The 23,989-nt window shown below is 62.5% G+C and carries 20 protein-coding genes; 13 read left to right on the top strand and 7 right to left on the bottom strand.

Translation table 11 applies throughout. The features are described 5' to 3' along the window. Positions 1-396: 396 nt before the first annotated feature. From DQ397_RS06730 to DQ397_RS06710, 5 genes are all read left to right on the top strand, one after another. On the top strand, positions 397-2,040 hold the full coding sequence (locus DQ397_RS06730) for an acetolactate synthase large subunit (RefSeq protein ID WP_090343556.1): 1,644 nt from the start codon (positions 397-399) through the stop codon (positions 2,038-2,040). A gap of 157 nt (positions 2,041-2,197) precedes the next feature. Then, positions 2,198-2,752, top strand: a complete 555-nt coding sequence (locus DQ397_RS06725) for a UPF0149 family protein (protein WP_043214580.1) — start codon at positions 2,198-2,200, stop codon at positions 2,750-2,752. Between the two features lie 157 nt (positions 2,753-2,909). After that, positions 2,910-3,539: a glutathione S-transferase family protein gene (locus DQ397_RS06720; RefSeq protein WP_043214578.1), complete on the top strand. Its 630-nt coding sequence runs from the start codon at positions 2,910-2,912 to the stop codon at positions 3,537-3,539. 18 nt (positions 3,540-3,557) lie between these two features. Beyond that, complete coding sequence (locus DQ397_RS06715; protein ID WP_043214576.1) at positions 3,558-5,573, top strand: pyridoxamine 5'-phosphate oxidase family protein; 2,016 nt, start codon at positions 3,558-3,560, stop codon at positions 5,571-5,573. A gap of 46 nt (positions 5,574-5,619) precedes the next feature. Further along, complete coding sequence (locus DQ397_RS06710; RefSeq protein ID WP_043214582.1) at positions 5,620-6,519, top strand: LysR family transcriptional regulator; 900 nt, start codon at positions 5,620-5,622, stop codon at positions 6,517-6,519. Between the two features lie 84 nt (positions 6,520-6,603). Here the strand turns inward: DQ397_RS06710 and DQ397_RS06705 are convergent, their stop codons facing one another. The 3 genes from DQ397_RS06705 to DQ397_RS06700 form a co-directional block, all read right to left on the bottom strand. Continuing rightward, complete coding sequence (locus tag DQ397_RS06705) at positions 6,604-7,854, bottom strand: ribonucleotide-diphosphate reductase subunit beta (protein WP_043214574.1); 1,251 nt, start codon at positions 7,852-7,854, stop codon at positions 6,604-6,606. 512 nt (positions 7,855-8,366) lie between these two features. Continuing rightward, positions 8,367-8,498, bottom strand: coding sequence for a hypothetical protein (locus DQ397_RS24695; protein WP_256544354.1), 132 nt, complete (start codon positions 8,496-8,498; stop codon positions 8,367-8,369). 171 nt (positions 8,499-8,669) lie between these two features. Then, positions 8,670-11,549, bottom strand: a complete 2,880-nt coding sequence (locus DQ397_RS06700) for a ribonucleoside-diphosphate reductase subunit alpha (protein ID WP_043214572.1) — start codon at positions 11,547-11,549, stop codon at positions 8,670-8,672. A 778-nt stretch (positions 11,550-12,327) separates the two neighbouring features. Here DQ397_RS06700 and DQ397_RS06695 point away from each other — a divergent pair. Beyond that, on the top strand, positions 12,328-13,041 hold the full coding sequence (locus DQ397_RS06695; protein ID WP_043214569.1) for a response regulator transcription factor: 714 nt from the start codon (positions 12,328-12,330) through the stop codon (positions 13,039-13,041). Between the two features lie 29 nt (positions 13,042-13,070). Then, complete coding sequence (locus DQ397_RS06690; protein WP_090344016.1) at positions 13,071-14,642, top strand: ATP-binding protein; 1,572 nt, start codon at positions 13,071-13,073, stop codon at positions 14,640-14,642. 3 nt (positions 14,643-14,645) lie between these two features. Here DQ397_RS06690 and DQ397_RS06685 read toward each other — a convergent pair whose 3' ends face one another. Then, complete coding sequence (locus DQ397_RS06685) at positions 14,646-15,347, bottom strand: 4'-phosphopantetheinyl transferase (RefSeq protein ID WP_043214567.1); 702 nt, start codon at positions 15,345-15,347, stop codon at positions 14,646-14,648. Between the two features lie 77 nt (positions 15,348-15,424). Continuing rightward, entirely contained in the window at positions 15,425-16,216 is a 792-nt protein-coding gene (locus tag DQ397_RS06680) for a dienelactone hydrolase family protein (RefSeq protein WP_043214564.1), read from the bottom strand. A 131-nt stretch (positions 16,217-16,347) separates the two neighbouring features. Between DQ397_RS06680 and DQ397_RS06675 the strand changes: the two genes are divergently transcribed. From DQ397_RS06675 to DQ397_RS06660, 4 genes are all read left to right on the top strand, one after another. Continuing rightward, on the top strand, positions 16,348-16,950 hold the full coding sequence (locus DQ397_RS06675) for an outer membrane beta-barrel protein (protein WP_043214562.1): 603 nt from the start codon (positions 16,348-16,350) through the stop codon (positions 16,948-16,950). Between the two features lie 140 nt (positions 16,951-17,090). Then, positions 17,091-17,768, top strand: coding sequence for a response regulator (locus DQ397_RS06670; protein WP_043214559.1), 678 nt, complete (start codon positions 17,091-17,093; stop codon positions 17,766-17,768). Further along, complete coding sequence (locus DQ397_RS06665) at positions 17,765-19,111, top strand: ATP-binding protein (protein WP_043214556.1); 1,347 nt, start codon at positions 17,765-17,767, stop codon at positions 19,109-19,111. The genes DQ397_RS06670 and DQ397_RS06665 overlap by 4 nt, the downstream gene beginning before the upstream one ends. Before the next feature lie 411 nt (positions 19,112-19,522). Beyond that, positions 19,523-20,845: a dicarboxylate/amino acid:cation symporter gene (locus tag DQ397_RS06660; RefSeq protein WP_043214554.1), complete on the top strand. Its 1,323-nt coding sequence runs from the start codon at positions 19,523-19,525 to the stop codon at positions 20,843-20,845. A 140-nt stretch (positions 20,846-20,985) separates the two neighbouring features. Here the strand turns inward: DQ397_RS06660 and DQ397_RS06655 are convergent, their stop codons facing one another. Both DQ397_RS06655 and DQ397_RS06650 read right to left on the bottom strand, forming a co-directional pair. Beyond that, positions 20,986-21,480 (bottom strand): SprT family zinc-dependent metalloprotease, encoded by a 495-nt coding sequence (locus DQ397_RS06655; RefSeq protein WP_043214551.1) that lies wholly within the window; start codon positions 21,478-21,480, stop codon positions 20,986-20,988. A gap of 128 nt (positions 21,481-21,608) precedes the next feature. Then, positions 21,609-22,208, bottom strand: a complete 600-nt coding sequence (locus DQ397_RS06650) for a Yip1 family protein (protein ID WP_043214549.1) — start codon at positions 22,206-22,208, stop codon at positions 21,609-21,611. A 253-nt stretch (positions 22,209-22,461) separates the two neighbouring features. Here DQ397_RS06650 and ttcA point away from each other — a divergent pair, with 253 nt between their 5' ends. After that, complete coding sequence (ttcA, locus tag DQ397_RS06645; protein ID WP_043214547.1) at positions 22,462-23,286, top strand: tRNA 2-thiocytidine(32) synthetase TtcA; 825 nt, start codon at positions 22,462-22,464, stop codon at positions 23,284-23,286. 3 nt (positions 23,287-23,289) lie between these two features. Further along, positions 23,290-23,961: a DNA-3-methyladenine glycosylase I gene (locus DQ397_RS06640; protein ID WP_043214545.1), complete on the top strand. Its 672-nt coding sequence runs from the start codon at positions 23,290-23,292 to the stop codon at positions 23,959-23,961. The last annotated feature ends 28 nt before the right edge of the window (positions 23,962-23,989 follow it).

Below are 23,989 nucleotides of genomic sequence, written 5' to 3'. Positions count from 1 at the left end.
AGTGAAACGATGCATCGCCGATGGTAGTGTGGGGCTTCCCCATGTGAGAGTAGGTCATCGTCAAGATTCATTTCGCAAAACCCCTATCTGCGTGAGCAGGTAGGGGTTTTGTCTTTGCGCTGCTGCACATGTACCACCTGTGGGTTCGCATAAGGCCCGCTCCTACAGGTGCTAACTCTGTCCTCACAGCAAATATCTTTTGCTCGTCGGCTACCTCACGTCGCTTCATTGTAAGTGCGACAATATTGCTGCCACATTAAGTGACTTCCCCGTACCTACCCTGCGTCAAGGCTTAGGTTCGGGGCAATCCTGGCACCCGGACCGAGCGATGCCAGCGCACCGTGCTGCGCATTCCTGGACTTCACCACCGTCCTATCACTTGAGGTAGCAAGCAAGATGGCCAAGGCCGCCGATGTCGTTGTGCAATGCCTGGAAAACGAAGGCGTCGAGTATGTGTTCGGCATTCCCGGCGAGGAGAACCTCGACCTGCTGGAATCCCTGCGCAAATCGAAGATCAAGCTGGTTCTGACCCGCCATGAGCAGTCCGCGGGCTTCATGGCCGCCACCTACGGCCGCCTGACCGGCAAGACCGGCGTCAGCCTGTCGACTCTCGGCCCAGGTGCCACCAACCTGGTGACCGCCAGCGCCTACGCCTACCTGGGCGGTATGCCGATGATGATGATCACCGGCCAAAAGCCGATCAAGAAGTCCAAGCAGGGCCGCTTCCAGATTATCGATGTGTGCGGCATGATGGACCCCATCACCAAGTACACCCACCAGTTCGCCTCGGCCGACAACATCCCGGCCCGCATGCGCGAAGCCTTCCGCCTGGCGGAAGAAGAAAAACCCGGCGCTGTGCACCTGGAACTGCCGGAAGACATCGCCGCCGAGCAGACCGATGCCATGCCGATCCAGCCCAGCCTGCACCGCCGCCCGTTGGCCGAGCACGTGGCCATCGAAGCGGCCATCGAGAAGCTGCGCAACGCCCGCAGCCCGATCCTGGTGATCGGTGCCGGCGCCAACCGCAAGATGACCGCCAAGGTCCTCAAGCAACTGATCGACAAGACCGGCATTCCATTCGTCACCACCCAGCTGGGTAAAGGTGTGGTGGATGAGCGCCATCCGAGCTTCCTGGGCAACGCCGCGCTGTCGTCCGGTGACTTCGTGCATCGCGCCATCGAAGCGGCCGACCTGATCATCAACATCGGCCACGACGTCATCGAGAAGCCGCCATTCTTCATGGTGCGTGGCGGTACCGAAGTCATCCACGTCAACTTCCGCTCCGCAGAAGTCGACGCCGTGTACTTCCCGCAGATCGAAGTGATCGGCGACATCGCCAATGCCGTCTGGCAGATCGGCGAAGGCTTGGGCGACACCTCGCACTGGGACTTCACCCGCCTGCTGGCGATTCGCGAAGCCAATGAAGCGCAGATCGCCGAAGGCAAGGACGATGACCGCTTCCCGGTCTACCCGCAGCGTCTGGTCGCCGACATCCGCCGCGTCCTGCCGTCCGAAGGCATCGTGGCCCTGGACAACGGCATCTACAAGATCTGGTTCGCCCGCAACTACAAGGCCCACAAGCCCAACACCGTGCTGCTGGACAACGCCCTGGCAACCATGGGCGCCGGTCTGCCGTCGGCCATGGCGGCGCATCTGGTGTACCCAGACCGCCCGGTCATCTCGGTGTGCGGTGATGGCGGCTTCATGATGAACAGCCAGGAGCTGGAGACCGCAGTACGTCTGGGCATGCACATCACCGTAGTGATCCTGCGTGACGACGGCTACGGCATGATCCGCTGGAAGCAGGCCAACATGGGCTTCACCGACTTCGGCCTGGACTACGGCAACCCGGACTTCGTCAAATACGCCGAAGCCTACGGTGCCAACGGTCACCGCGTCGAAAGCGCCGAAGGCCTGCTGCCGCTGCTCGAGCACTGCATCAAGACCCCGGGCGTACACGTGATCGACTGCCCGGTGGACTACAGCGAAAACGACCGCATCCTGAACCAGGAACTGCGTGAACGCGCACTGGCGGTCTAACGACTGACGGCCGGCCGCGGGCAAGCCCCGCTCCCATGGCATTACAGCTTTTGGGAGCGGGGCTTGCCCGCGATTACTGTCGTTCTGCCCACAATTCCCGCTATACCTTTCCCCATGTGCTAGGGTGCACCCAGACTTCTGCCCTAGGACACTCATGATGCTCCCCGCCCTCAGCGAAAAAGAACTCGACCGTCTCGAAGATCTGTTGATCACCTACGGCAACGACTATTCGGTACTCAACCTGGCTGAACTCAACGGCTTTTTCACCGCCCTGGCCAGCTCACCGAATGCCGTCATGCCTGAGCAGTGGCTGCCTTCGGTCGCTGGTGGAAAAGTCCCCAAGTTCAAGAAACCCGCCCATGAGGAGGCCTACACCGCACTGATGCTGCGTTACGCCAACCAGGTGGCTGAATCCTTGGCCGATGATCTTGAGCACTTCGAGCCGCTGTTCGAAGAGAGCGAAGGCGAAGAGGGGTCGTCGATCATTCTCGAGGAGTGGTGCTTCGGCTACATGCGCGGTACCCAGGTGGCCGAGTGGAGCGAGTTGCCGCCGGAGCAGGACCGCCTGCTCAAGGCCATTTCCCTGCATGGGTTGGAGGATAATTTCGAGCTGCTCGACGCGATGAGTTTCGACGAGCTCCAGGCATGCGTGCCACAGGTGGTCGAGGCGGCGCGGGGGTTGTATCTATATCAAAAGCGACAGCGGCACTGAGCATGGATCTATCCGACGCCTGCGATAGCGCGGTTCCCACGATTATTCCACCAGCCGAAATACTGGATTGCTCACAGCACTGATTCTGCTGCTCACCGATCAGGTGCAGCATGTCTTCCAGCAGCGCCACTCCCGGCGCTGATCCGGAGCCCAGAACATGCCAAGCCCGATCAAACTCTACAACTTTCCAAAGTCCGGCCATGCTCACCGCATCGAGCTGATGCTGTCGCTGCTCGAACTGCCCACCGAACTGGTCTTCGTCGACCTGGCCAAGGGCGAGCACAAGCAGCCCGATTTCCTGGCCATCAACCCATTCGGCCAGGTGCCGGTGATCGACGACAACGGTACTGTCATCGCTGACTCCAATGCCATTCTGGTGTATCTCGCCAAGGCCTATGGTGGTTCGCGTTGGCTGCCTGAGGATCCGGTCGGTGCCGCTCGCGTGCAACGTTGGTTGTCGGTAGCGGCCGGTCCTCTGGCCTTCGGCCCAGCGGCTGCGCGCCTGGTGACCGTGTTCGGTGCTTCGTTCAACACCGATGAAGTCATCGGCCGCGCCCACACCCTACTCAAGGTGATCGATGCCGAGCTGGCCAAGGGCCCGTTCCTGGTCGGCGACCAGGCGACCATCGCCGATATCGCCAACTACTCGTACATCGCCCATGCACCGGAAGGTAACGTGTCGCTCGAGCCGTACCCCAACGTGCGTGCCTGGCTGGCCCGTATCGAGGCGCTGCCAGGCTTCGTACCGATGCCGCGCACCGTTATCGGTTTGCAGACCACTCTCTGAGTCCAGAGGAATGCCGCCATGCGATCACCCTGGCATGCAGGTGAGAAACGGCTGCAGGAGCAAGCCGGTGTTGCAGAGCGCATGGAGGCATTTGGGCAAAAGGTCATCCGCGACTACATGCCCGACCAGCATCGCGCGTTCTACCATCAGTTGCCATTCATGGTGGTCGGTGCCGTGGATGCCGAGGGCAAACCTTGGGCGACGCTGCTCGAAGGCCCCGAGGGCTTCGTCAGCTCGCCTGATCCGCGGCAGTTGCTGATCGGCACCGAGCTTGCCGCCGACGATCCGGCAACGCCGGGATTGGTGGCTGGCGGTGCCGTCGGTCTGTTGGGAATCGAGCTGCACACCCGCCGGCGCAATCGTCTCAATGGTGTGATTCGCAGGGCCAGTGCCGGCCAGTTGGAGGTGGAGGTCGAGCAGTCGTTCGGCAACTGCCCGCAGTACATTCAATTGCGCGAATACACCCGTGTCGACGTACCGTCGCAAGGGCGTCAGGATTCAACGGCGATCGATGCCAGGGCTCGCGCCATGATCGAGAGCACGGATACATTCTTCGTGGCCAGCTACGTCGAACATGAAAGCGGCCAACGCTCGGTGGATGTCTCCCACCGCGGTGGTCGGGCCGGATTCGTGCGGGTCGAAGGCAACCGCCTGACCGTCCCCGATTATGCCGGCAATCTGCATTTCAACACCCTCGGCAACTTGTTGGTAAACCCTGTCGCAGGCCTGCTGTTCGTTGACTTCGCCACTGGCGACATGCTTCAGGTGGTCGGGCAGGCCCAGGTCATTCTCGACAGCCCACTGATCAGTGCTTTCGAAGGTGCCGAGCGAATCTGGACCCTGGATGTCGAACAGGTGGTGTTGCGTCCAGCTGCCGTGTCGCTGCGCTGGGCATTCCATGAGTACGCCCCCACCAGCCTGACGACCGGCACCTGGGCCGAAGCCGAGCTGCGCCTGCAACAGCGTGAACGGCAACGTCAATGGTTGAGCTGGCGAGTATCGCGCATCGAGCAGGAGAGCCGTGATATCCGCTCGTTCTACCTGCAACCTGGGGACGGCGCCGCCGTAACCTTTGCGCCCGGCCAGCATATTCCCGTGCGTTTGCGGACCGAAGGGCAGACGCCACTTATCCGCACCTATAGTTTGTCCAGCGCGCCGTCCGACGGTTACTTGCGTATCAGTGTCAAGGCGCAGGGGCCGGCTTCATGGCATCTGCACCGAGCGTTGAAGGTCGGTGATCTTTTAGATGTACGCCTGCCTATGGGCAGCTTCACGCTGGACCAAGACAGCGAACGCCCCCTCGTGCTGATTGGCGCGGGCGTCGGCATCACGCCGCTGATCGCCATGCTCCGTGAGCAACTGGCCAGCGGGCAGGGCCGGCGCATTTATCTGTTCCATGGCGGACGTACCTTGGCTGACCTGCCGTTCCAGCAGGAGCTAGGCGCACTCCAAAAGCAATCCGCTGGCCTGCTGAATATCCATCGTGCCCTGAGTCAGCCGGAAGCGCATGCGGTGCAGGGCCGTGACTACACCTTCGCCAGCCGCCTGGGCATCGACCAGATCAAGACCACACTGGCACTGGGCGACTACGACTTCTACCTCTGTGGTCCGGCCAGCTTCACCCAGGATCTGTACGAAGGCCTGCGCAGCGTGCATGTGCCCGATTCGCGCATTCATGCCGAAGCCTTTGGCCCTTCGACCTTGCGTCGTCACACCGACGGCAATCAGCCCACGCTGCAACAGCCTCCGCCCGCCAAAGAACCTGTGCCGGTGTACTTCGCCAGCTCTGCCAAGGAGGCCCGCTGGGCACCGGACAGTGGCACGCTGCTAGAACTGGCGGAGCGCCGTGGCCTGTCGCCGGAGTTCAGTTGCCGAGGCGGCTCCTGCGGCACCTGCAAGACCCGACTGGTCAGTGGGCAGGTCCACTACCCGAACCCGCCCGCCGAACTGCCTGAACCTGGTAGCGTACTGATCTGCTGCGCCATTCCGGCTCAGGCTGAAGAAGGTGTGCAGCCCTTGGTGCTGGAGCTCTAGCGTCAGCGCTGGAATAATCGCCCTATGACAACGCATGGGGCGCGGCATGGACCAGATTCACCTAATGAAAGTGTTCGTGGCCGTGGGCGAGCAGGAAAGCTTCGCAGCCGCTGCCCGCCGCCTGGCGATTTCGCCTGCTGCCGTGACCCGGGCGGTCACCGCGCTGGAGGAGCAACTTGGCGTCAAGCTGCTCTTGCGCACCACCCGCAGCGTGCGTCTGACCGAGGCCGGTGGCCGTTACCTGGAAGATACGCGGCACATTCTGGCCAGCATCGTCGAAGCCAATGAAGCCGCTGCCGGCATCAACGCCGCGCCCAAGGGCGACCTGGCGGTTACCGCGCCGATCCTGTTCGGCAAGAAGTTCGTCATGCCCTGCATCGTCCGTTACCTGCAGCAGTACCCCGAGGTGGACGTGTCGGCGTATTTTCTCGACCGTGTGGTGAATCTGGTGGAGGAGGGCCTGGACGTGGCTGTACGCATCGGGCAGTTGCCGGATTCTGGGCTCAAGGCACTGCGCGTGGGCCAGATGCGCCGCTTACTGTGCGCCTCGCCGGAGTATCTGGAGCGCCACGGCACACCGCGCCATCCTTCGGAATTGCACAGGCATCAGATCATCGCTGCCGGGGCGCTGTCGCCGCGCACGGACTGGCGCTTCGGCGCGATCGACGAGCCGACGCTGGTACGCATGAAGCCGCGCCTGACCGTGACCAGCAACGACGCTGCAATCGCCGCCGCCAGCGCTGGCCTCGGCATCGCCCGGCTGCTGTCCTATCAGGTGGCTGATGAACTGGCGGACGGGCGCCTGCAGGTGATCTTGGCCGAGTACGAGGAGGCGTCCTGGCCGATCCACATCCTGCACCGCGAAAGCAAATACGGCTCGACCAAGGTGCGCACCTTCATCGACATGCTGGCCGAGCATCTGCGCAGCCAGTCGCATCTGGCCTGACTGTTGGCACGCGAGCGGTCCCAGAGGTATCAACTCAAAATAAAAAGGCTGCCCGGAGGCAGCCTTTTCTAAGTGGCTGGACAATCAGTCCCAGCTCAGCGCACCACCGGTCTGGTACTCGATAACGCGAGTCTCGAAGAAGTTCTTCTCCTTCTTCAAGTCCATGATCTCGCTCATCCACGGGAACGGGTTGGTGGTCCCTGGATATTCTTCTTTCAGACCGATCTGGGTCAGGCGACGGTTGGCGATGAACTTGAGGTAGTCCTCCATCATCGCGGCGTTCATGCCCAGTACGCCGCGTGGCATGGTGTCACGGGCATATTCGATCTCCAGCTGGGTCCCTTGGAGGATCATCTGGGTCGCTTCTTCCTTCATCGCGGCATCCCACAGGTGCGGGTTTTCGATCTTGATCTGGTTGATCACGTCGATGCCGAAGTTCAGGTGCATGGATTCGTCACGCAGGATGTACTGGAACTGCTCGGCGACGCCGGTCATCTTGTTGCGGCGGCCCATGGAGAGGATCTGGGTGAAACCGCAGTAGAAGAAGATGCCTTCCAGGACGCAGTAGTAGGCGATCAGGTTGCGCAGCAGTTCTTTGTCGGTCTCGACGGTGCCGGTGTTGAACTCGGGGTCGGAGATGGCGCGGGTGTACTTCAAGCCCCAGGCTGCCTTTTTAGCGACCGACGGGATCTCGTGGTACATGTTGAAGATCTCGCCTTCATCCATGCCCAGCGACTCGATGCAGTACTGGTAGGCGTGGGTGTGGATCGCCTCTTCGAAGGCTTGGCGCAGGATGTACTGGCGGCACTCGGGGTTGGTGATCAGGCGGTACACGGCCAGGGCCAGGTTGTTGGCCACCAGGGAGTCGGCGGTGGAGAAGAAGCCGAGGTTGCGCATGACGATGCGGCGCTCGTCTTCGGTCAGGCCGTCCATGCTCTTCCACAGGGCGATGTCGGCGGTCATGTTGACCTCTTGCGGCATCCAGTGGTTGGCGCAGCCGTCGAGGTATTTCTGCCAGGCCCAGTCGTACTTGAACGGAACCAGCTGGTTGAGGTCGGCGCGGCAGTTGATCATGCGCTTTTCGTCAACGCGCACGCGGGCGGAGGAGCCTTCGAGTTCGGCCAGGCCTTCGGCGATGTCGAGTTCGTTCAGGGCGGCCTTGGCGCGCTTGACGGCGTCGGAGTCGTCGGCGGTCGCTGCGCGGGCTTCCTGGGCGGCGGCGTCACCGGCGCTGTCGAGTTTGTCGAGGGTGGCGGCGGCGTTGGCCTGTGCGGGGGTGGCGCCTTTGGCGGCGACTTCACCGTCTTCCTTGTCGAATTCGTCCCAGCTCAGCATGGTCCTGGCTCCTGCTAGAGGGTTGCGCGGGGCAACCGATTGGATTTTAAAAGGTGACGCCTGCAAGGCCCCAAGGGCGATACGGCAGGCAGTGAGCGCGCGCGCTCGTCACGTTTGAAGGTGTCGGATCAGCGCCTGTCCATGCCTCGCAGGAGGGGCCAGGACGCCTGAATACAGTGTGGCAACGATAAAACGTGCGGGCTGGCCAAGCGGTTGGGTACGGCTTGTGTCACGCAGTCGATCATTGGCTAACCCTTTTTCGAGGGGGGCGAAGTATAACGGAATTCGCTACCGATCGGAGCGACGCTAGGCCGGTCTGCTGTAATTTTTCGACCGGTATCAGGCGCGTCCGTTCACGAATCACGCGTCGTTTCCACGGGGAAGGAGTTTAGCGGAAAAATCGCAGATGTGGTGTTTGATTTTTTGATCTAACACAAAATATTGTGTTTTCGAGGTGGGGTTTTCAGCGTCGAAAAACCGCGCCCGGAGGGCCTTGGCCTTCCGGGCGGGTCTTAGCGGCAGCGGTTGCGCAGCGTCTGGACGATGTGCGTCCTGGGGTTGTTGCGCGCCTCTTCGACCGTGGTGAAACGGCCGGTTTCGGCATTGCGGCCAATCTTGCGAGTTGCAGGTTTCTTCCGAGCCATCGTGATGTCTTCCGTGTGGGTCAGTGAAGCCCGTGTCCTGGCGTCCAGGGCACGGAGCAGTACTGTTTTATCCCTTCGCGAAAGCGACGTGCAGAGGGCAGAGTCTCTCGATGACGCGGATACAAAAATGCCGCAAGCGGCGCCTTAAGGCGCCTCCCGCGGCATGGGGTGTTACTGGCAGGCTTCGCAGTCTGGCTCGTCGATCGCGCAGGCCTTAGGTACCGGGGCTGGGCCCGCTGCCTGGACCGGGGCGCTGTCGCCGCCGCTGGAAACAGCGTTGAGCTTGCCGGTGTTGATGGTCGACTTCTCGGTGCTGGTGGCGGCCAGGGCACGGAGGTAGTAGGTGGTCTTCAGACCACGGTACCAGGCCATGCGGTAGGTCACGTCCAGCTTCTTGCCCGAGGCGCCGGCGATGTACAGGTTCAGCGACTGGGCCTGGTCGATCCACTTCTGGCGACGGGAGGCGGCATCGACGATCCACTTGGTCTCGACTTCGAACGCGGTGGCGTACAGGTCCTTGAGCTCTTGCGGAATACGCTCGATCTGCTGCACCGAACCGTCGTAGTACTTCAGGTCATTGATCATGACCGAGTCCCACAGGCCGCGAGCCTTGAGGTCACGGACCAGGTACGGGTTGATCACGGTGAACTCGCCCGACAGGTTCGATTTGACGTACAGGTTCTGGTAGGTCGGCTCGATCGACTGCGAAACGCCGGTGATGTTGGCGATGGTCGCGGTCGGCGCGATGGCCATGATGTTCGAGTTGCGGATGCCTTTCTTGACGCGCTCGCGGACAGGGGCCCAGTCCAGGGACTCTTCCAGGTTGACGTCGATGTACTTGGCGCCACGGGCTTCGATCAGGATCTGCTGGCTGTCCAGCGGCAGGATGCCCTTGGACCACAGGGAGCCTTCGAAGGTCTGGTATGCGCCGCGCTCGTCGGCCAGGTCACAGGATGCCTGGATGGCGTAGTAGCTGACCGCTTCCATCGACTTGTCGGCGAACTCGACCGCAGCGTCCGAGCCGTAGGGGATGTGCTGCAGGTACAGTGCGTCCTGGAAGCCCATGATGCCCAGGCCGACCGGACGGTGCTTGAAGTTCGAGTTCTGCGCCTGAGGCACCGAGTAGTAGTTGATGTCGATCACGTTGTCGAGCATGCGCACGGCAGTCTTGACGGTACGCGCCAGTTTCGCGGTGTCCAGCTTGCCGTCGACGATGTGGTTCGGCAGGTTGATCGAACCCAGGTTGCACACGGCGATTTCATCGGCGTTGGTGTTCAGGGTGATCTCGGTGCACAGGTTCGAGCTGTGGACCACGCCCACGTGCTGCTGCGGCGAACGCAGGTTGCACGGGTCCTTGAAGGTCAGCCATGGGTGGCCGGTCTCGAACAGCATCGACAGCATCTTGCGCCACAGGTCTTTGGCCTGGACAGTCTTGAACACCTTGATCTTGTTGTACTCGGTCAGGGCTTCGTAGTACTCGTAGCGCTCTTCGAAGGCCTTGCCGGTCAGGTCGTGCAGATCAGGCACTTCCGAAGGCGAGAACAGGGTCCACTTGCCGTCGTCGAAGACGCGCTTCATGAACAGGTCCGGGATCCAGTTGGCGGTGTTCATGTCGTGGGTGCGACGACGGTCGTCACCGGTGTTCTTGCGCAGCTCGAGGAATTCCTCGATGTCCAGGTGCCAGGTTTCCAGGTAGGCGCAGACCGCGCCCTTGCGCTTGCCGCCCTGGTTGACCGCGACGGCGGTGTCGTTGACGACTTTCAGGAACGGCACGACGCCTTGCGACTTGCCGTTGGTGCCCTTGATGTACGAACCCAGGGCGCGTACCGGAGTCCAGTCATTGCCCAGGCCACCCGCAAACTTCGACAGCATGGCGTTGTCGTGGATGGCTTTGTAGATGCCCGACAGGTCATCCGGCACGGTGGTCAGGTAGCAGCTCGACAGCTGCGGACGCAGGGTACCGGCGTTGAACAGGGTCGGGGTCGAAGCCATGTAATCGAACGAGGAGAGCAGGTTGTAGAACTCGATCGCACGGGCTTCTTTGTCTTTTTCCTGCAGCGCCAGGCCCATGGCCACGCGCATGAAGAACACCTGTGGCAGCTCGAAACGTACGCCATCCTTGTGGATGAAGTAGCGGTCGTACAGGGTCTGCAGGCCCAGGTAGGTGAACTGTTGGTCACGCTCGTGCTCGATGGCCTTGCCCAGACGCTCCAGGTCGTAGCCTTTGAGGGCAGGGTCGAGCAGCTCGAACTCGACGCCTTTCTCGACGTAGGCCGGCAGGGCCTTGGCGTACAAGTCGGCCATTTCGTGGTGGGTGGCGCTGTCGGCCACGCCCAGGAAGCCCAGGGCCTCGGCACGCAGGGTGTCCATCAGCAGGCGCGCGGTGACGAAGGAGTAGTTCGGCTCGCGCTCGACCAGGGTACGGGCGGTCATAACCAGGGCGGTGTTGACGTCCTTGATGGCCACGCCGTCGTACAGGTTCTTCAGGGTGTCGCGCTGGATCAGCTCGCCATCGACTTCGGCCAGGCCTTCGCAGGCTTCGCTGATGATGGTGTTCAGGCGCGCCATGTCCAGCGGCGCCAGGCTGCCGTCGGCCAGGGTGATGCGGATGCTTGGGTGCGGCTCGACCACGGATTCGGTGTTGGCGCGGGTGGCACGCTCCTTGGCGCGCTGTTCGCGGTAGATCACATAGTCACGGGCGACTTTTTGCTCGCCGGCGCGCATCAGGGCCAGTTCGACCTGGTCCTGGATTTCCTCGATGTGGATGGTGCCACCCGATGGCATGCGACGTTTGAAGGTCGCGGTGACCTGCTCGGTCAGGCGAGCGACGGTGTCGTGGATGCGCGACGAGGCAGCGGCGGTGCCGCCTTCAACTGCGAGGAACGCCTTGGTGATGGCCACGGTGATCTTGTCGTCGGTGTAGGGAACGACAGTACCGTTACGCTTGATCACGCGCAGTTGACCGGGTGCGGTCGCGGCCAGATCCTGGTTCGAATCGGCGGCCTGCGGCACCTTGGCCTGCGGGTTCTCGCGAGTTGTGTCGGTTTGCATGGGTGGGTGTCTCCACAGTTTCTATATTGTTCAGGCGCCTTTGGGGCGCCCACCGTTCCATCCACTAGCCTGATGGCCACGCGCGGGGACGCGCATGCACGCGCATCCGCCCGCTCGGGCGTACCGACTTCGGGACAGACTCAGGAATAAGGGGCAATAACCTGCCGCTCCCTGGCCGAAGTCAAAGGTTTTGGGCTGAGCCCAAAAACTGTTGCTGATGAGTGCCAGGCCTGGCCTGCAACACCCATGCCCGAACAAGTCCCTGGATGGGCTTGCCTCGGTCGCCTCCGCAGGAGCGGTTTGGCTGTTGGAATCACGTTAAGTTCAGCCAGACAAATCGCTTGAACTTCTCTGTTGACTTGTGTTTGTGATTTTGCTCGAACCCCAATATCTAGTGGTTCGCTGCGATGGGGATACAAGATAATGCGGTATCAGGGGCTTTGCAAGGTGAGCGCCTGTGGATAACTTGTGCGTACTTTGTGTGTGATCCGTGGGTATTCGCTGTAGGCCTTGTCCTAGCTGGCCTTCACTTTTTTTCTGCGTTCCCATGCCCTGTCGCTGATTTTTTCGGGCGCGAACCCTATCACAAAAATCGTCCCGGCCGAGGGCCTGCGACAGGCGGCTTGGCGTGGTTGGCAGGGGCGAGGGTGGGACGTAGTATCCGGGGGCAATGTTGCCTTTTGGTGAACGGTGGCTGACGGGCCCGATGCCATCGCCGGTTGTACACTGCAACGCCAGCAGGCGGCTCCAGAACAAGAATAATCAGTGAAGGCGGACCATGGACCAGCCCAACAATCGGATTTTGATCGTCGAGGACGACCAGCGACTGGCGGAACTCACCGCCGAGTATCTGCAGGCCAACGGCTACGAGGTGGCAGTGGAGGGCGATGGCGGTCGGGCGGCGCGGCGTATCATCGACAGCCAGCCGGACCTTGTGATCCTCGACCTGATGCTGCCCGGCGAAGATGGCCTGAGCATCTGTCGACGCGTCCGCGGGCAATACGCCGGCCCCATCCTCATGCTCACCGCTCGCAGCGATGAACTCGATCAGGTCCAGGGCCTGGACATGGGCGCCGATGACTATGTGTGCAAACCGGTGCGTCCACGCTTGCTGCTGGCGCGCATCACCGCCTTGCTGCGGCGCAGCGAAGCCCCGCAGAGCAAGCGTCAGGAGCTGCAGTTCGGTGCATTGCGCATCGACAGCCGCGTGCGCGAGGCCTGGTTGGGCGAGCAGGCGATCGAACTGACCGGCGCCGAGTTCGACCTGCTCTGGTTGTTGAGCAGCAATGCCGGGCGGGTGTTGTCTCGCGAAGAGATCTTCACCTCCTTGCGTGGCGTCGGCTACGACGGCCAGGACCGCTCGATCGATGTGCGTATTTCCAAGATCCGCCCCAAGATAGGTGATGACCCGATCCACCCGCGTCTGATCAAGACCCTGCGTAGCAAGGGCTACCTGTTCGTCGGCGAGACCGCCCAGGCAGCGGCCCCGTGAATTCGATCTTCTTGCGCATTTACGGTGGCATGCTCGCCGTGCTGGTGCTGGTGGCAGTGCTTGGGGTGCTCAGCCTGCATCTGGTCAACCAGGTGCGCGCTGAACGGCACCGCGAGGGACTGGCCCAAGGCACCTTCAGCCTCATGGCGGACAACCTGGCCCTGCAAGATCCGGTCGAGCGCAAGCGCTCGCTGTTGATCTGGGAGCGCTTGCTCGGCGTGCCGCTGGACTTGCAGCCGGCCTCGGCCTTCACCTTGGATGGTGGCCAGCGCACACGCCTTCGTCGGGGCCTGGTGGTGGTGGAAAAGACCGGCCCGCATGCCGTGCGCGTCTTGCGCCAGATCGGCGATGAAGACCAGCTGTTGGTGGCCCAGGTCAAGCAGGTCAGCGAACAGTTGGCCCGCGCCACGCTCTATCTACTGGCCGATGAGCTGGTGCGCTACCCGGTCGCCGAACAGCAGCGACGTCTGGCCGAGATCAGCAAGAGCAAGGGCTTTGGTTTCGACATCGCCCTGCAGCGCCTGGAGCGGGCAGGGCTGGACGACGACCAGCGGCGCCGGGTGGAGGAGGGCGACACGGTGATGGCGTTGGGCAAAGATGGCGATTCGGTGCGGGTGTTTTCCGGATTGACTGGCTCGCCCTGGGTGCTGGAGATCGGGCCGTTGCATCAGCTCAACCCGTATCCGCCGCAGTTGCTGGTCCTCATCGCCTTCCTTGGTTTGTGCCTGATCGGCCTGGTGGTGTACCTGCTGGTGCGCCAGCTGGAGCGACGCCTGTCGGGGCTGGAGGTCGCGGCCACGCGCATTGCCCAGGGCAGCCTGGAGACCCGCGTGCCCGAGGGGGACGCCGACTCGGTGGGGCGCCTGGCCGAGGCCTTCAATGGCATGGCCGAGCATCTGCAGCGTTCCTTGACCATGCAGCGCGAGCTGGTGCGGGCGGTTTCCCATGAGTTGCGTACACCCGTGGCGCGCCTGCGCTTTGGCCTGGAAATGATCGAAAGCGCCAGCAACGAGCAGGCCAGGGCCAAGCACCTGGCTGGGATGGACAGCGACATCCAGGACCTGGACAAACTGGTGGACGAGATGCTGACCTACGCCCGCCTGGAGCAGGGCACACCGGCCTTGAAATTCCAGGCGGTGGACCTCGACGCCCTGCTCGAGCGCGTGATCCAGGAGCTGTCGCCGTTGCGGGTCGAGGTCAAGGTGGTACGCGGCGACTGCCAGGGTGCGGATGCGGCAGGCGCCTGGGTCGATGCCGAACCCCGCTACCTGCACCGGGCGCTGCAGAACCTGGTGGGCAATGCCATGCGGCACGCCGAATCCCAGGTCAGGTTGAGCTATCAATTGGGCCTGGAGCGCTGCCGCATCGATGTGGAAGACGATGGGCCCGGAATTCCCGAAGGGGTCTGGGATCGCATCTTCACCCCTTTCACCCGCCTCGACGACAGCCGTACCCGCGCCTCCGGCGGGCATGGCCTGGGGTTGTCGATCGTGCGCCGGATCATCTACTGGCACGGGGGCCGGGCAATGGTCGGACGCAGCGAGGCGTTGGGCGGGGCCTGCTTCAGCCTGATCTGGCCGAGCCACCGGCCGCAGGTCTAGGGGTTATACGTTGATCAGGCTGAGCAGGTAGCCATCCTGGACACAGAACTGACCTTCCAGCTCGCGGCCAGCCTGCCAGTCGGCTGAAAGGTCGGTGAGCAGGCGCAGGCGGGCATAACCCTCGACAGACCATTCCAGCAGCTCGGCGTGTTCGAAGTAGAAGCGCTGCCGGGTCAAGGGGTAGAGCGCTTTGAACAGGCTTTCCTTGAGTGAGAACGTCAACGTCACGCCCAGGCCGAGCTGGCTATAGTCCAGGCGCTGGAGCTCGGCGGGGGTGAGGATCTCGCCAGCCAGGCGTTCGGCGCGTTCGTCGTTCAGCAAGGATTCCTGGTCCAGGCCCAGGCCAGCGCTGTCGCCATCGGCAGCAACCACAGCGGCGGCCCAGCCTTTGCCATGGGTGATCGAGCCGTGAATGCCGGCCGGCCAGATCGGCGAACGGTCCTCATGGGTGGCGGGCACGTAGTCGCGTCCATCCAGCGCATGCAGCGCCGCACGTGCGCAGACCCGGCCTGCCAGGTACTCGGCCTGGCGCTTGGCCACCGAGCGCTGCAGGCTGGCGCTTTGTTCGATGCCGGCGCGCTGGAAGTCGTCCGGCGCCAGGCGCGCGGGGTCGAAGGTGCAACTGACCAGCACCGCGCCGGGAACCGGGCGGGGCAGGGGCCAGTGGTGCTTGAGGGGGGAGCAGCAGGTGGGGTGTCTGGTCATGGTGAGTATTGTGCCAGTGGCGCCCTGATGCGCAAACCAGGCGTGTGCCGCACCCTCGACCGCCACCCCGACAGTCTTCAGTCGAAGGACTTCTTGAGGAAGGCCTGCATGTCCGCCCACGAGCGGTCATCCGCCTCTTTGTTATAGCCAATGTCCGGCCCGCCATGGTCGCCGTGGCTCAAGCGGTCGGCATCGGGATTTGTGAATCCATGCTTGGCTCCGGCAATGGAGACGAATGTCATGTCGGCGCCGGCGTTTTGCATTTCCTGCTTGAACGCTGCCACTTGCGCTGGCGGGATCATGCTGTCGGCCTCGCCGTGCTCTACCAGGATTTTCGCCCTGATCACACCCGGCTTGGCTGGCGTCTGAGTGGCCAGTGGGCCATGGAAGCTCACCACGGCGTCGAGTTTCTCGCCTCGGCGCGCGGCATCGAGCACTACCTTGCCGCCGAAGCAGTAACCCACCGCCGCCAACTGATGTTTATTGGTGTTGGGTTGGATTTTCAGCAGCTCAAGCCCCGCATCGAAGCGCCGTGCAGCAGCCTTGGGGTCCTTCGTCGCCGCCGCCATGAACGCTTGGGCGTCCTTCGGATGTTCGGTGTGCTTGCCATCGCCATACATGTCGATGGCCAAGGCGTTGTAACCCAGCGCCGCCAGGTCCCGGGCCCGGCGCTTGGCATAGTCGTTCAGCCCCCACCATTCATGCACCACGATAATGCCGGGGCGCTTGCCCTCGACTGCATCGTCGTAGGCGTAGTAGCCCACCAGGCGCTGGCCATCGGCGTCCTGATAGGGAATTTCGCGGGTCTGCACCGCCGCCTGGGCGACGGCAGCGCTGCACAACAGGGCCAGGGCAAGCAGGGAACGCATGGTCGGTACTCCTTGGGCAAAGGGTGCGATTCGTTCAGCCGGGGTTCAGTCAGGGTTCAGCCGCGGTTCAGGGCTCACTCCCTACTCTAGCCACCAGACACAGACATCGCATCCAACTGGAGTATCCCACCATGAAAACACTCAATACCTTGATGGTCGCCATGGCCGTATGTGCCGCCAGTCTCACCGCCCAGGCCGCCGATGACACCTTCGCCAGCCTCACCTATGGCCAGACCAGCGACAAGGTCCGCAAGTCCGGCCTGCTGCAACGCAACACCGATCACCTGAACGCCGACGGCATCATCGGCAAGGACGGCACCTGGGGCGTGCGCGTGGGCAAGATCAATGACGATGCCCGCTATTACCTGACCTACGACAATGTCTCGGGCGACCACAGTGGCATCAAGCTGCGCCAGGAAAACCTGCTTGGCAGCTACGATGCGTTCTTGCCGGTGGGCGACACCACCAAGCTGTTCGGTGGCGGCAGCCTGGGCTTGACCAAACTGTCCCAGGAATCCTCCGGCTACAGCCGTGACACCGATGTGGGTTATGCCGTAGGCCTGCAGGCCGGTGTGCTGCAGCAGATCACCAACAACGCCTCGGTGGAGCTGGGCTACCGTTACCTGCGCAGCAACGCCAGCACCGAACTGGCCGAACATGGCGGTCCCAAGGCAGGCACCCTGCGTCTGACCAGCAGCGCCCAGACCTACCTGTCGGCCAACTACACCTTCTGACCCACAAGAGGGGCCAGGGCAACGCTGGTATGCTGCACCGGTCCCTCCGCGACCAAGCCCGCTCCTGCCGCCAGGCGTCGTGCAGAAGCGGGCTTGACCGGCACGGGAGGCGGATACAGGTATGAATCAAGGAGAGTGACATGAAGCTGCTGGTGGTCGAGGACGAGGCGCTGCTACGCCACCACCTGTACACGCGCCTGGGCGAGAGCGGGCATGTGGTCGAGGCGGTGGCCAATGCCGAAGAGGCGCTCTACCAGGCCGAGCAATACAACCACGATTTGGCCGTGGTCGACCTCGGGCTGCCGGGCATGAGCGGTCTGGACCTGATCCGCCAGTTGCGCAGTCAGGGCAAGACCTTTCCGATCCTGATCCTCACCGCCCGCGGCAACTGGCAGGACAAGGTCGAAGGCCTGGCCGCCGGGGCCGACGACTATGTGGTCAAGCCGTTCCAGTTCGAAGAGCTGGAGGCGCGCCTGAATGCCTTGCTGCGCCGCTCCAGCGGTTTCACCCAGTCGACCATCGCGGCAGGGCCCCTGGTGCTGGACCTCAATCGCAAGCAGGCGACCTTGGACGAGCAACCGCTAGCCCTGACCGCCTATGAATACCGCATCCTCGAATACCTCATGCGCCATCACCAGCAAGTGGTGGCCAAGGATCGTCTGATGGAGCAGCTCTACCCCGATGACGAGGAGCGCGATCCGAATGTCATCGAGGTGCTGGTCGGTCGTCTGCGACGCAAGCTCGAGGGCGACCGTGGTTTCAAACCGATCGACACGGTGCGTGGCCTGGGTTACCTGTTCACCGAGCGCTGCCGATGATCCGCTCCCTGCGGGTGCGCCTGATGCTGGCGGCGGCGCTGTTGGCGTTGTTGTTCATGCTGGCGCTGCTACCGGCCCTGCAAAAGACCTTCAGCCTGGCGTTGCAGGAGTCGATCGAACAGCGCTTGGCCTCGGATGTGACCACCTTGATTTCCGCCGCGCGGATCGAGCAGGGGCGGCTGCAAATGCCCGAGCAGTTGCCCGACGAGCGCTACAACCTGCCCTACACCGGCCTGCTCGGCTACATCTTCGATCGCCAGGGTGCTCTGGTGTGGCGTTCGCGCGCCACCAACGGGCAGAACATCAACTACCGCCCCCGATATGACGGGCGCGGCAATGAGTTCGCCCGGATCCACCAGGATGACGGCGAGGAATTCTTCGTCTACGACGTGGAGGTCAAGCTGCTCGGGGGCAAGAGTGCCGCGTTCAGTATCGTGGCGCTGCAGCCGGTGCGTGAGTACCAGCACACCCTCGATGGCCTGCGTGAAAAACTCTACTTGGGTTTCGGGGCGGCCCTGCTGGCGCTGATGGTGCTGTTATGGGCCGGCCTGACCTGGGGGCTTCGTTCGTTGCGCAGGCTGAGCCTGGAGCTTGACGAAGTGGAAGCGGGTGCGCGTGATGGCCTGAGCGGCGAGCACCCGCGTGAACTGCTGCGCCTGACCGGCTCGCTCAACCGCCTGCTGCGCAGCGAACGTGAGCAGCGCCAGCGCTACCGCGATTCGCTCGATGACCTGGCGCACAGCCTCAAGACGCCCCTTGCGGTGCTGCAGGGCGTCGGTGAAAGCCTCGGCCAGGGTGACAGCGAACGCGAGCAGGCGCGGGTGCTGCAAAGCCAGATCGAACGCATGAGCCAGCAGATCGACTACCAACTGCAGCGCGCCAGCCTGCGCAAGAGTGGTCTGGTCCGTCATCGGGTGCAACTACGACCGGTGCTCGACAGCCTGTGCAACACGCTGGACAAGGTCTATCGCGACAAGCGCGTGGCCGTCAGCCTCGACATGCCCCCGGATGCCTGGGTGCCGATGGAGCAAGGGGCAGCGCTGGAGCTGTTCGGCAACCTGCTGGAGAACGCTTATCGGCTGAGCCTCGGCCAGGTGCGTGTGAGCCTGCAACAAGCGCCTGGGCAGTTGGTGCTATGCGTCGAAGACGATGGCCCTGGCGTACCGGGCAATCAGCGTGAGCGCATTCTCAAACGGGGCGAACGGCTCGATCGGCAGCATCCGGGGCAGGGCATCGGCCTGGCGGTGGTCAAGGACATCATCGACAGCTATGACGCCGAGCTGAGCCTGGATGATTCGACACTTGGAGGCGCGGCGTTCCGGATCGTGTTCCATCTGGACTGAAACCCACTGAGGCGCTGCGCGGCACGTCCCAAGGCCTCACCCATCCTGGGGCTTGTGGATCCTGTGGGATTTACCCCGAAGTTAACGCCACAGGGCGAGCCGGCCGGGGTACGTTCTCCCTTCCTGGGCGGATTCCCGCCAACAGCCTTGTTCCAAACCCGCCAATGGGCGGAAATCCGCCAACCTCAAACTGCACACCTGCCCCGCCATGGGGCGCCGAAAGCCCCGAAATCCGGGGGCTGCACTGATTGCGAGCATTTTGGCATCGGCCTTGCTATCGACCTGGCAGAGGCCTGTCACAAGGCAGCTCGAACACAACGACAAATCCCTCCAAGTGCAGGAGGGTTCGCGCTTTAGGTGCCCCAACGCCCTGGGAAGGGTGGGCTCGGCACACTTGAGGAAAAACTAGCCATGACGACACGTCAGCCGTTGTACAAATCCCTGTATGTCCAGGTGTTGGTCGCCATCACCATCGGTATCCTGCTCGGTCACTACTACCCGGAAACCGGCGTAGCCCTCAAACCCCTGGGCGACGGGTTCGTCAAACTGATCAAGATGGTCATCGCCCCGATCATCTTCTGCACCGTCGTCAGCGGCATCGCTGGCATGCAGAGCATGAAGTCGGTCGGCAAGACCGGTGGCTATGCGCTGCTGTACTTCGAGATCGTTTCCACCATCGCCTTGATCATCGGCCTGGTCGTGGTCAACGTGGTCCAGCCCGGTGCCGGCATGCATGTCGACGTCAGCACCCTGAACGCCAGCAGCGTCGCCGCCTACGCCGCCGCAGGCGCGCAGCAGACCACCGTGGGCTTCCTGCTCAACATCATCCCCAACACCGTGGTGGGCGCATTCGCCAATGGCGATATCCTGCAGGTGCTGATGTTCTCCGTGCTGTTCGGCTTTGCCCTGCACCGCCTGGGCAGCTACGGCAAGCCGGTGCTGGACCTGATCGACCGCTTCGCCCATGTCATGTTCAACATCATCAACATGATCATGAAGCTGGCTCCGGTCGGCGCTTTCGGCGCCATGGCCTTCACCATCGGCCAGTATGGTGTGGGCTCGTTGGTGCAGCTGAGCTACCTGATGATCTGCTTCTACGTCACCTGCCTGCTGTTCATCCTGGTGGTGCTGGGCGGTATCTGCCGGTTCCATGGCTTCAGCGTACTCAAGCTGATCCGCTACATTCGTGAAGAGCTGATGATCGTGCTCGGCACCTCCTCCTCGGAATCGGCCCTGCCACGCATGCTGGCCAAGATGGAGCGCCTGGGTGCCAAGAAGTCGGTGGTCGGCCTGGTGATCCCTACCGGCTACTCGTTCAACCTGGATGGCACCTCGATCTACCTGACCATGGCTGCGGTGTTCATCGCCCAGGCTACCGACACCACCATGGACATCACCCACCAGATCACCCTGCTGCTGGTGCTGCTGATCGCCTCCAAGGGTGCAGCAGGCGTCACCGGTTCCGGCTTCATCGTGCTGGCCGCGACCCTGTCCGCCGTGGGCCACCTGCCGGTGGCAGGCCTGGCGCTGATCCTGGGTATCGACCGCTTCATGTCCGAGGCGCGTGCGCTGACCAACCTGATCGGCAACGCCGTGGCCACGGTAGTCGTGGCCAAGTGGGTCAACGAGCTGGACACCGACACGCTGCAGGCCGAGCTGGCCTCCGGTGGTTCGCCGCTGGTCGACCCTCGTCCGGTCGATGACTTGGGCGTGGCTGAAGGCCCGGCGCGCTGATTGCGTTGTGAAATCGAAGAAGGCGACCCTCGGGTCGCCTTCTTTATTTGTAATGCCTGCCGGCCTGTTCGCAGGTAGACCCGCTTGCACAGGTTTGGCGCAAGCCTTGTGGGGGCGGGTTTAGCCGCGAATGCTGTTTGTCATTCGATGCGGGTCTCGCCGCTGTAAACCAGGATCTCACGACACCGCCTGCACAGATAGCGTCGCCCCTGGCGCACCAGCTTGTGCCGCTGGGCAGTGAACGGGAAGTCACTTTCCGGGCAGGGGCAGCGGTAGATGTAGCGGGTGGCCACGCGCCGCTTCACTTCATAGTTGTGGCAACGGTTCGGTGGCAATTCATACACGCCCCGCATGATCAGTTGCCATTCCTCGCCATGGGCCTGGATCTTGTCGCCGAACAGCTGGTGCGCCACCAAGTGTGCCACTTCGTGGGCAACGGTCTGACGCAGGAAGTCTTCCTGGTTCTCCCGGTACAGCTGCAGATTGAAGCGCAGCAGGTTTTCGTGCAGATGAGCGACGCCGGCCTTCTGGCCGCGCAGCTTGAAGCTGACTTGCGGGCGAGGGAAGGTGCGTTTGAAGAAGGCTTCAGCTTGCTGGTAACAGGTTTCGACGCGTTGTTTAAGCAGCTCGGGCATGGCGGGGTGGTTCTCCTGAGCGGGCAATTATGCCGCAAGCGCCAGGTGCCTGCCGGGCCATCTGTCAGCACACAGCCAGAGGCCGCCTTGCGGCGGCCCCGGGGTGACGCTCCTATGTTGCGTTGGATCTAGTTGGTATAGACAGGCCCCACACCCAGCCCCCAGATGATCACCGTGGAGGCCATGATCGCCACCAGCACCACCAGGCCTACCGCCAGCACGGAGCTGGAGAACAGGAAGCCTTCGTCGGTGGGGATATTCATGAAGGTCGGCAGGCCGACATAGAGCAGGTAGACCGTGTAGCAAATGGCCGCCGTGCCCACCAGCATGCCAAGCCAGAGGTGCGGGTAGAGCGCCGCCAGGCCGCCGATGAACAGCGGGGTGGCGGTGTAGGTGGCAAACGCCACGCATTGCGCCATGGATGGGGTGGCATCGTAGGTGCGGGCCATCCAGTGGATGAAAGCCCCCATGACCGCGACCCCGGCGAGCATCGCCAGGTAGGACATGATGCTCATCCATAGTGCGCTTTCCATCGTCAGCATCACCGCCGGTCGATCGCCTATGACCCAGCCGACCTGGGTGGTGCCGATGAACGCCGACACAGCCGGGATCGCGGCGAGTATCAGCGTGTGGGTCAGGTACATGTGGCTGATGCTTTCGTCCTCGCCACGAATCTCCTTCCACTCCTGGTCAGGGTGGGTAAACAGCCCCAGAACGTGATGGATCATGCCGGTCACTCCTATCGTCGTTGTCAAACGCCCCCCAAGTGGAGCGCTTGCGGCCCGAGGCCTGGACACCGATGCAAGCGGTCGTGTGGCCTTATCTCGCAGTATAGGAAGCCGTTACCTACATAAACCTGGGTTTTTAGAGCAAATTGCGCTGTCAGATGCGCGCTTGATTCTTTATCGGAATGGCCTACGCCCCCGCTCGGTTTGTGCGTAAAATAGCCCGCTTTTGTCACACCTCGCGGATCCAAGCGCTATGGGCACCCTCTCGGTCAACCAGAACAAACTGCAAAAACGCCTGCGTCGCCTCGCTGGCGAAGCCATCACCGACTACAACATGATCGAGGATGGCGACAAGGTCATGGTCTGCCTGTCCGGCGGCAAGGACAGTTACACCATGCTCGACGTTCTGTTGCACCTGCAGAAGGTGGCGCCGATCAAGTTCGAGATCGTCGCTGTGAACATGGACCAGAAGCAGCCAGGCTTCCCTGAGCACGTGTTGCCGGCCTATCTCAAGGAGCTGGGCGTCGAGTACCACATCGTCGAGAAGGACACCTACTCGGTGGTCAAGGAGCTGGTTCCGGAAGGCAAGACCACCTGCTCGCTGTGTTCGCGCCTGCGCCGCGGCACGCTGTACACCTTCGCCGACGAGATCGGTGCGACCAAGATGGCCCTCGGGCACCATCGCGACGACATCGTCGAGACCTTCTTCCTCAACATGTTCTTCAACGGCTCGCTCAAGGGCATGCCGCCGAAGCTGCGCGCCGACGACGGTCGCAACGTGGTGATCCGCCCGCTGGCCTACTGCAGCGAGAAGGACATCCAGGCCTACTCGGACATGAAGGGCTTCCCGATCATCCCTTGCAACCTGTGCGGCTCTCAGGAAAACCTGCAGCGCCAGGTGGTCAAGGACATGCTGGTGGAATGGGAACGCAAGCACCCGGGCCGCACCGAGAGCATCTTCCGCGCTCTGCAGAACGTCGCGCCATCGCAGCTGGCCGATCGCAACCTGTTCGATTTCACCAGCCTCAAGATCGACGAAAGCGCCACTCCGCGTTTTCTCGATGTACTGAACATCTGACCCATGCGCGACTACCAATGGCTGCATGAGTACTGCCTGAACCGCTTCGGCTCGGCACAGGCCCTGGAGGCCTTCCTGCCGCAGCCGCGCACGCCAGCGCAATTGCGTGACATCAGCGATGACCGCTACCTGTCGACGCTGGCCCTGCGGGTGTTCCGTGCAGGGCTCAAGCACAGCCTGGTGGACGCCACGTGGCCGGCCTTCGAGCAGGTGTTCTTCGGCTTCGATCCGGAAAAGGTCGTGCTGATGGGCGCCGAACACCTTGAGCGGTTAATGCAGGACGAGCGGATCATCCGCCATTTGGGCAAGCTCAAGAGCGTGCCACGCAATGCGCAGATGATTCTCGATGTGGCGAAGGAGCGGGGCAGTTTCGGCGCGTTCATCGCCGATTGGCCGGTGACCGACATCGTCGGACTATGGAAGTACCTGGCCAAGCATGGCAATCAGTTGGGCGGGTTGTCGGCGCCGCGTTTCTTGCGCATGGTCGGCAAGGACACGTTCATTCCCACCGATGACATGAGCGCAGCCCTCATCGCCCAGGGCGTGATCGACAAGCAGCCGACCAGCCAGCGCGATTTGGCGCTGGTGCAGCAGGCGTTCAATCAGTGGCATGAGCAGAGCGGGCGACCGCTGTGCCAGCTGTCGGTGATGCTGGCGCATACCGTCAATCATTGAGAGGTGCGACGCGTGCTTCGCGGCTAAA

The organism is Pseudomonas sp. CK-NBRI-02, assembly GCF_008124495.1.
GTDB classification, from domain to species: Bacteria; Pseudomonadota; Gammaproteobacteria; order Pseudomonadales; family Pseudomonadaceae; genus Aquipseudomonas; species Aquipseudomonas guariconensis.
The sequence above is the reverse complement of the archived record's forward strand: the minus strand, read 5'-3'. Positions and strand labels throughout refer to the sequence as shown.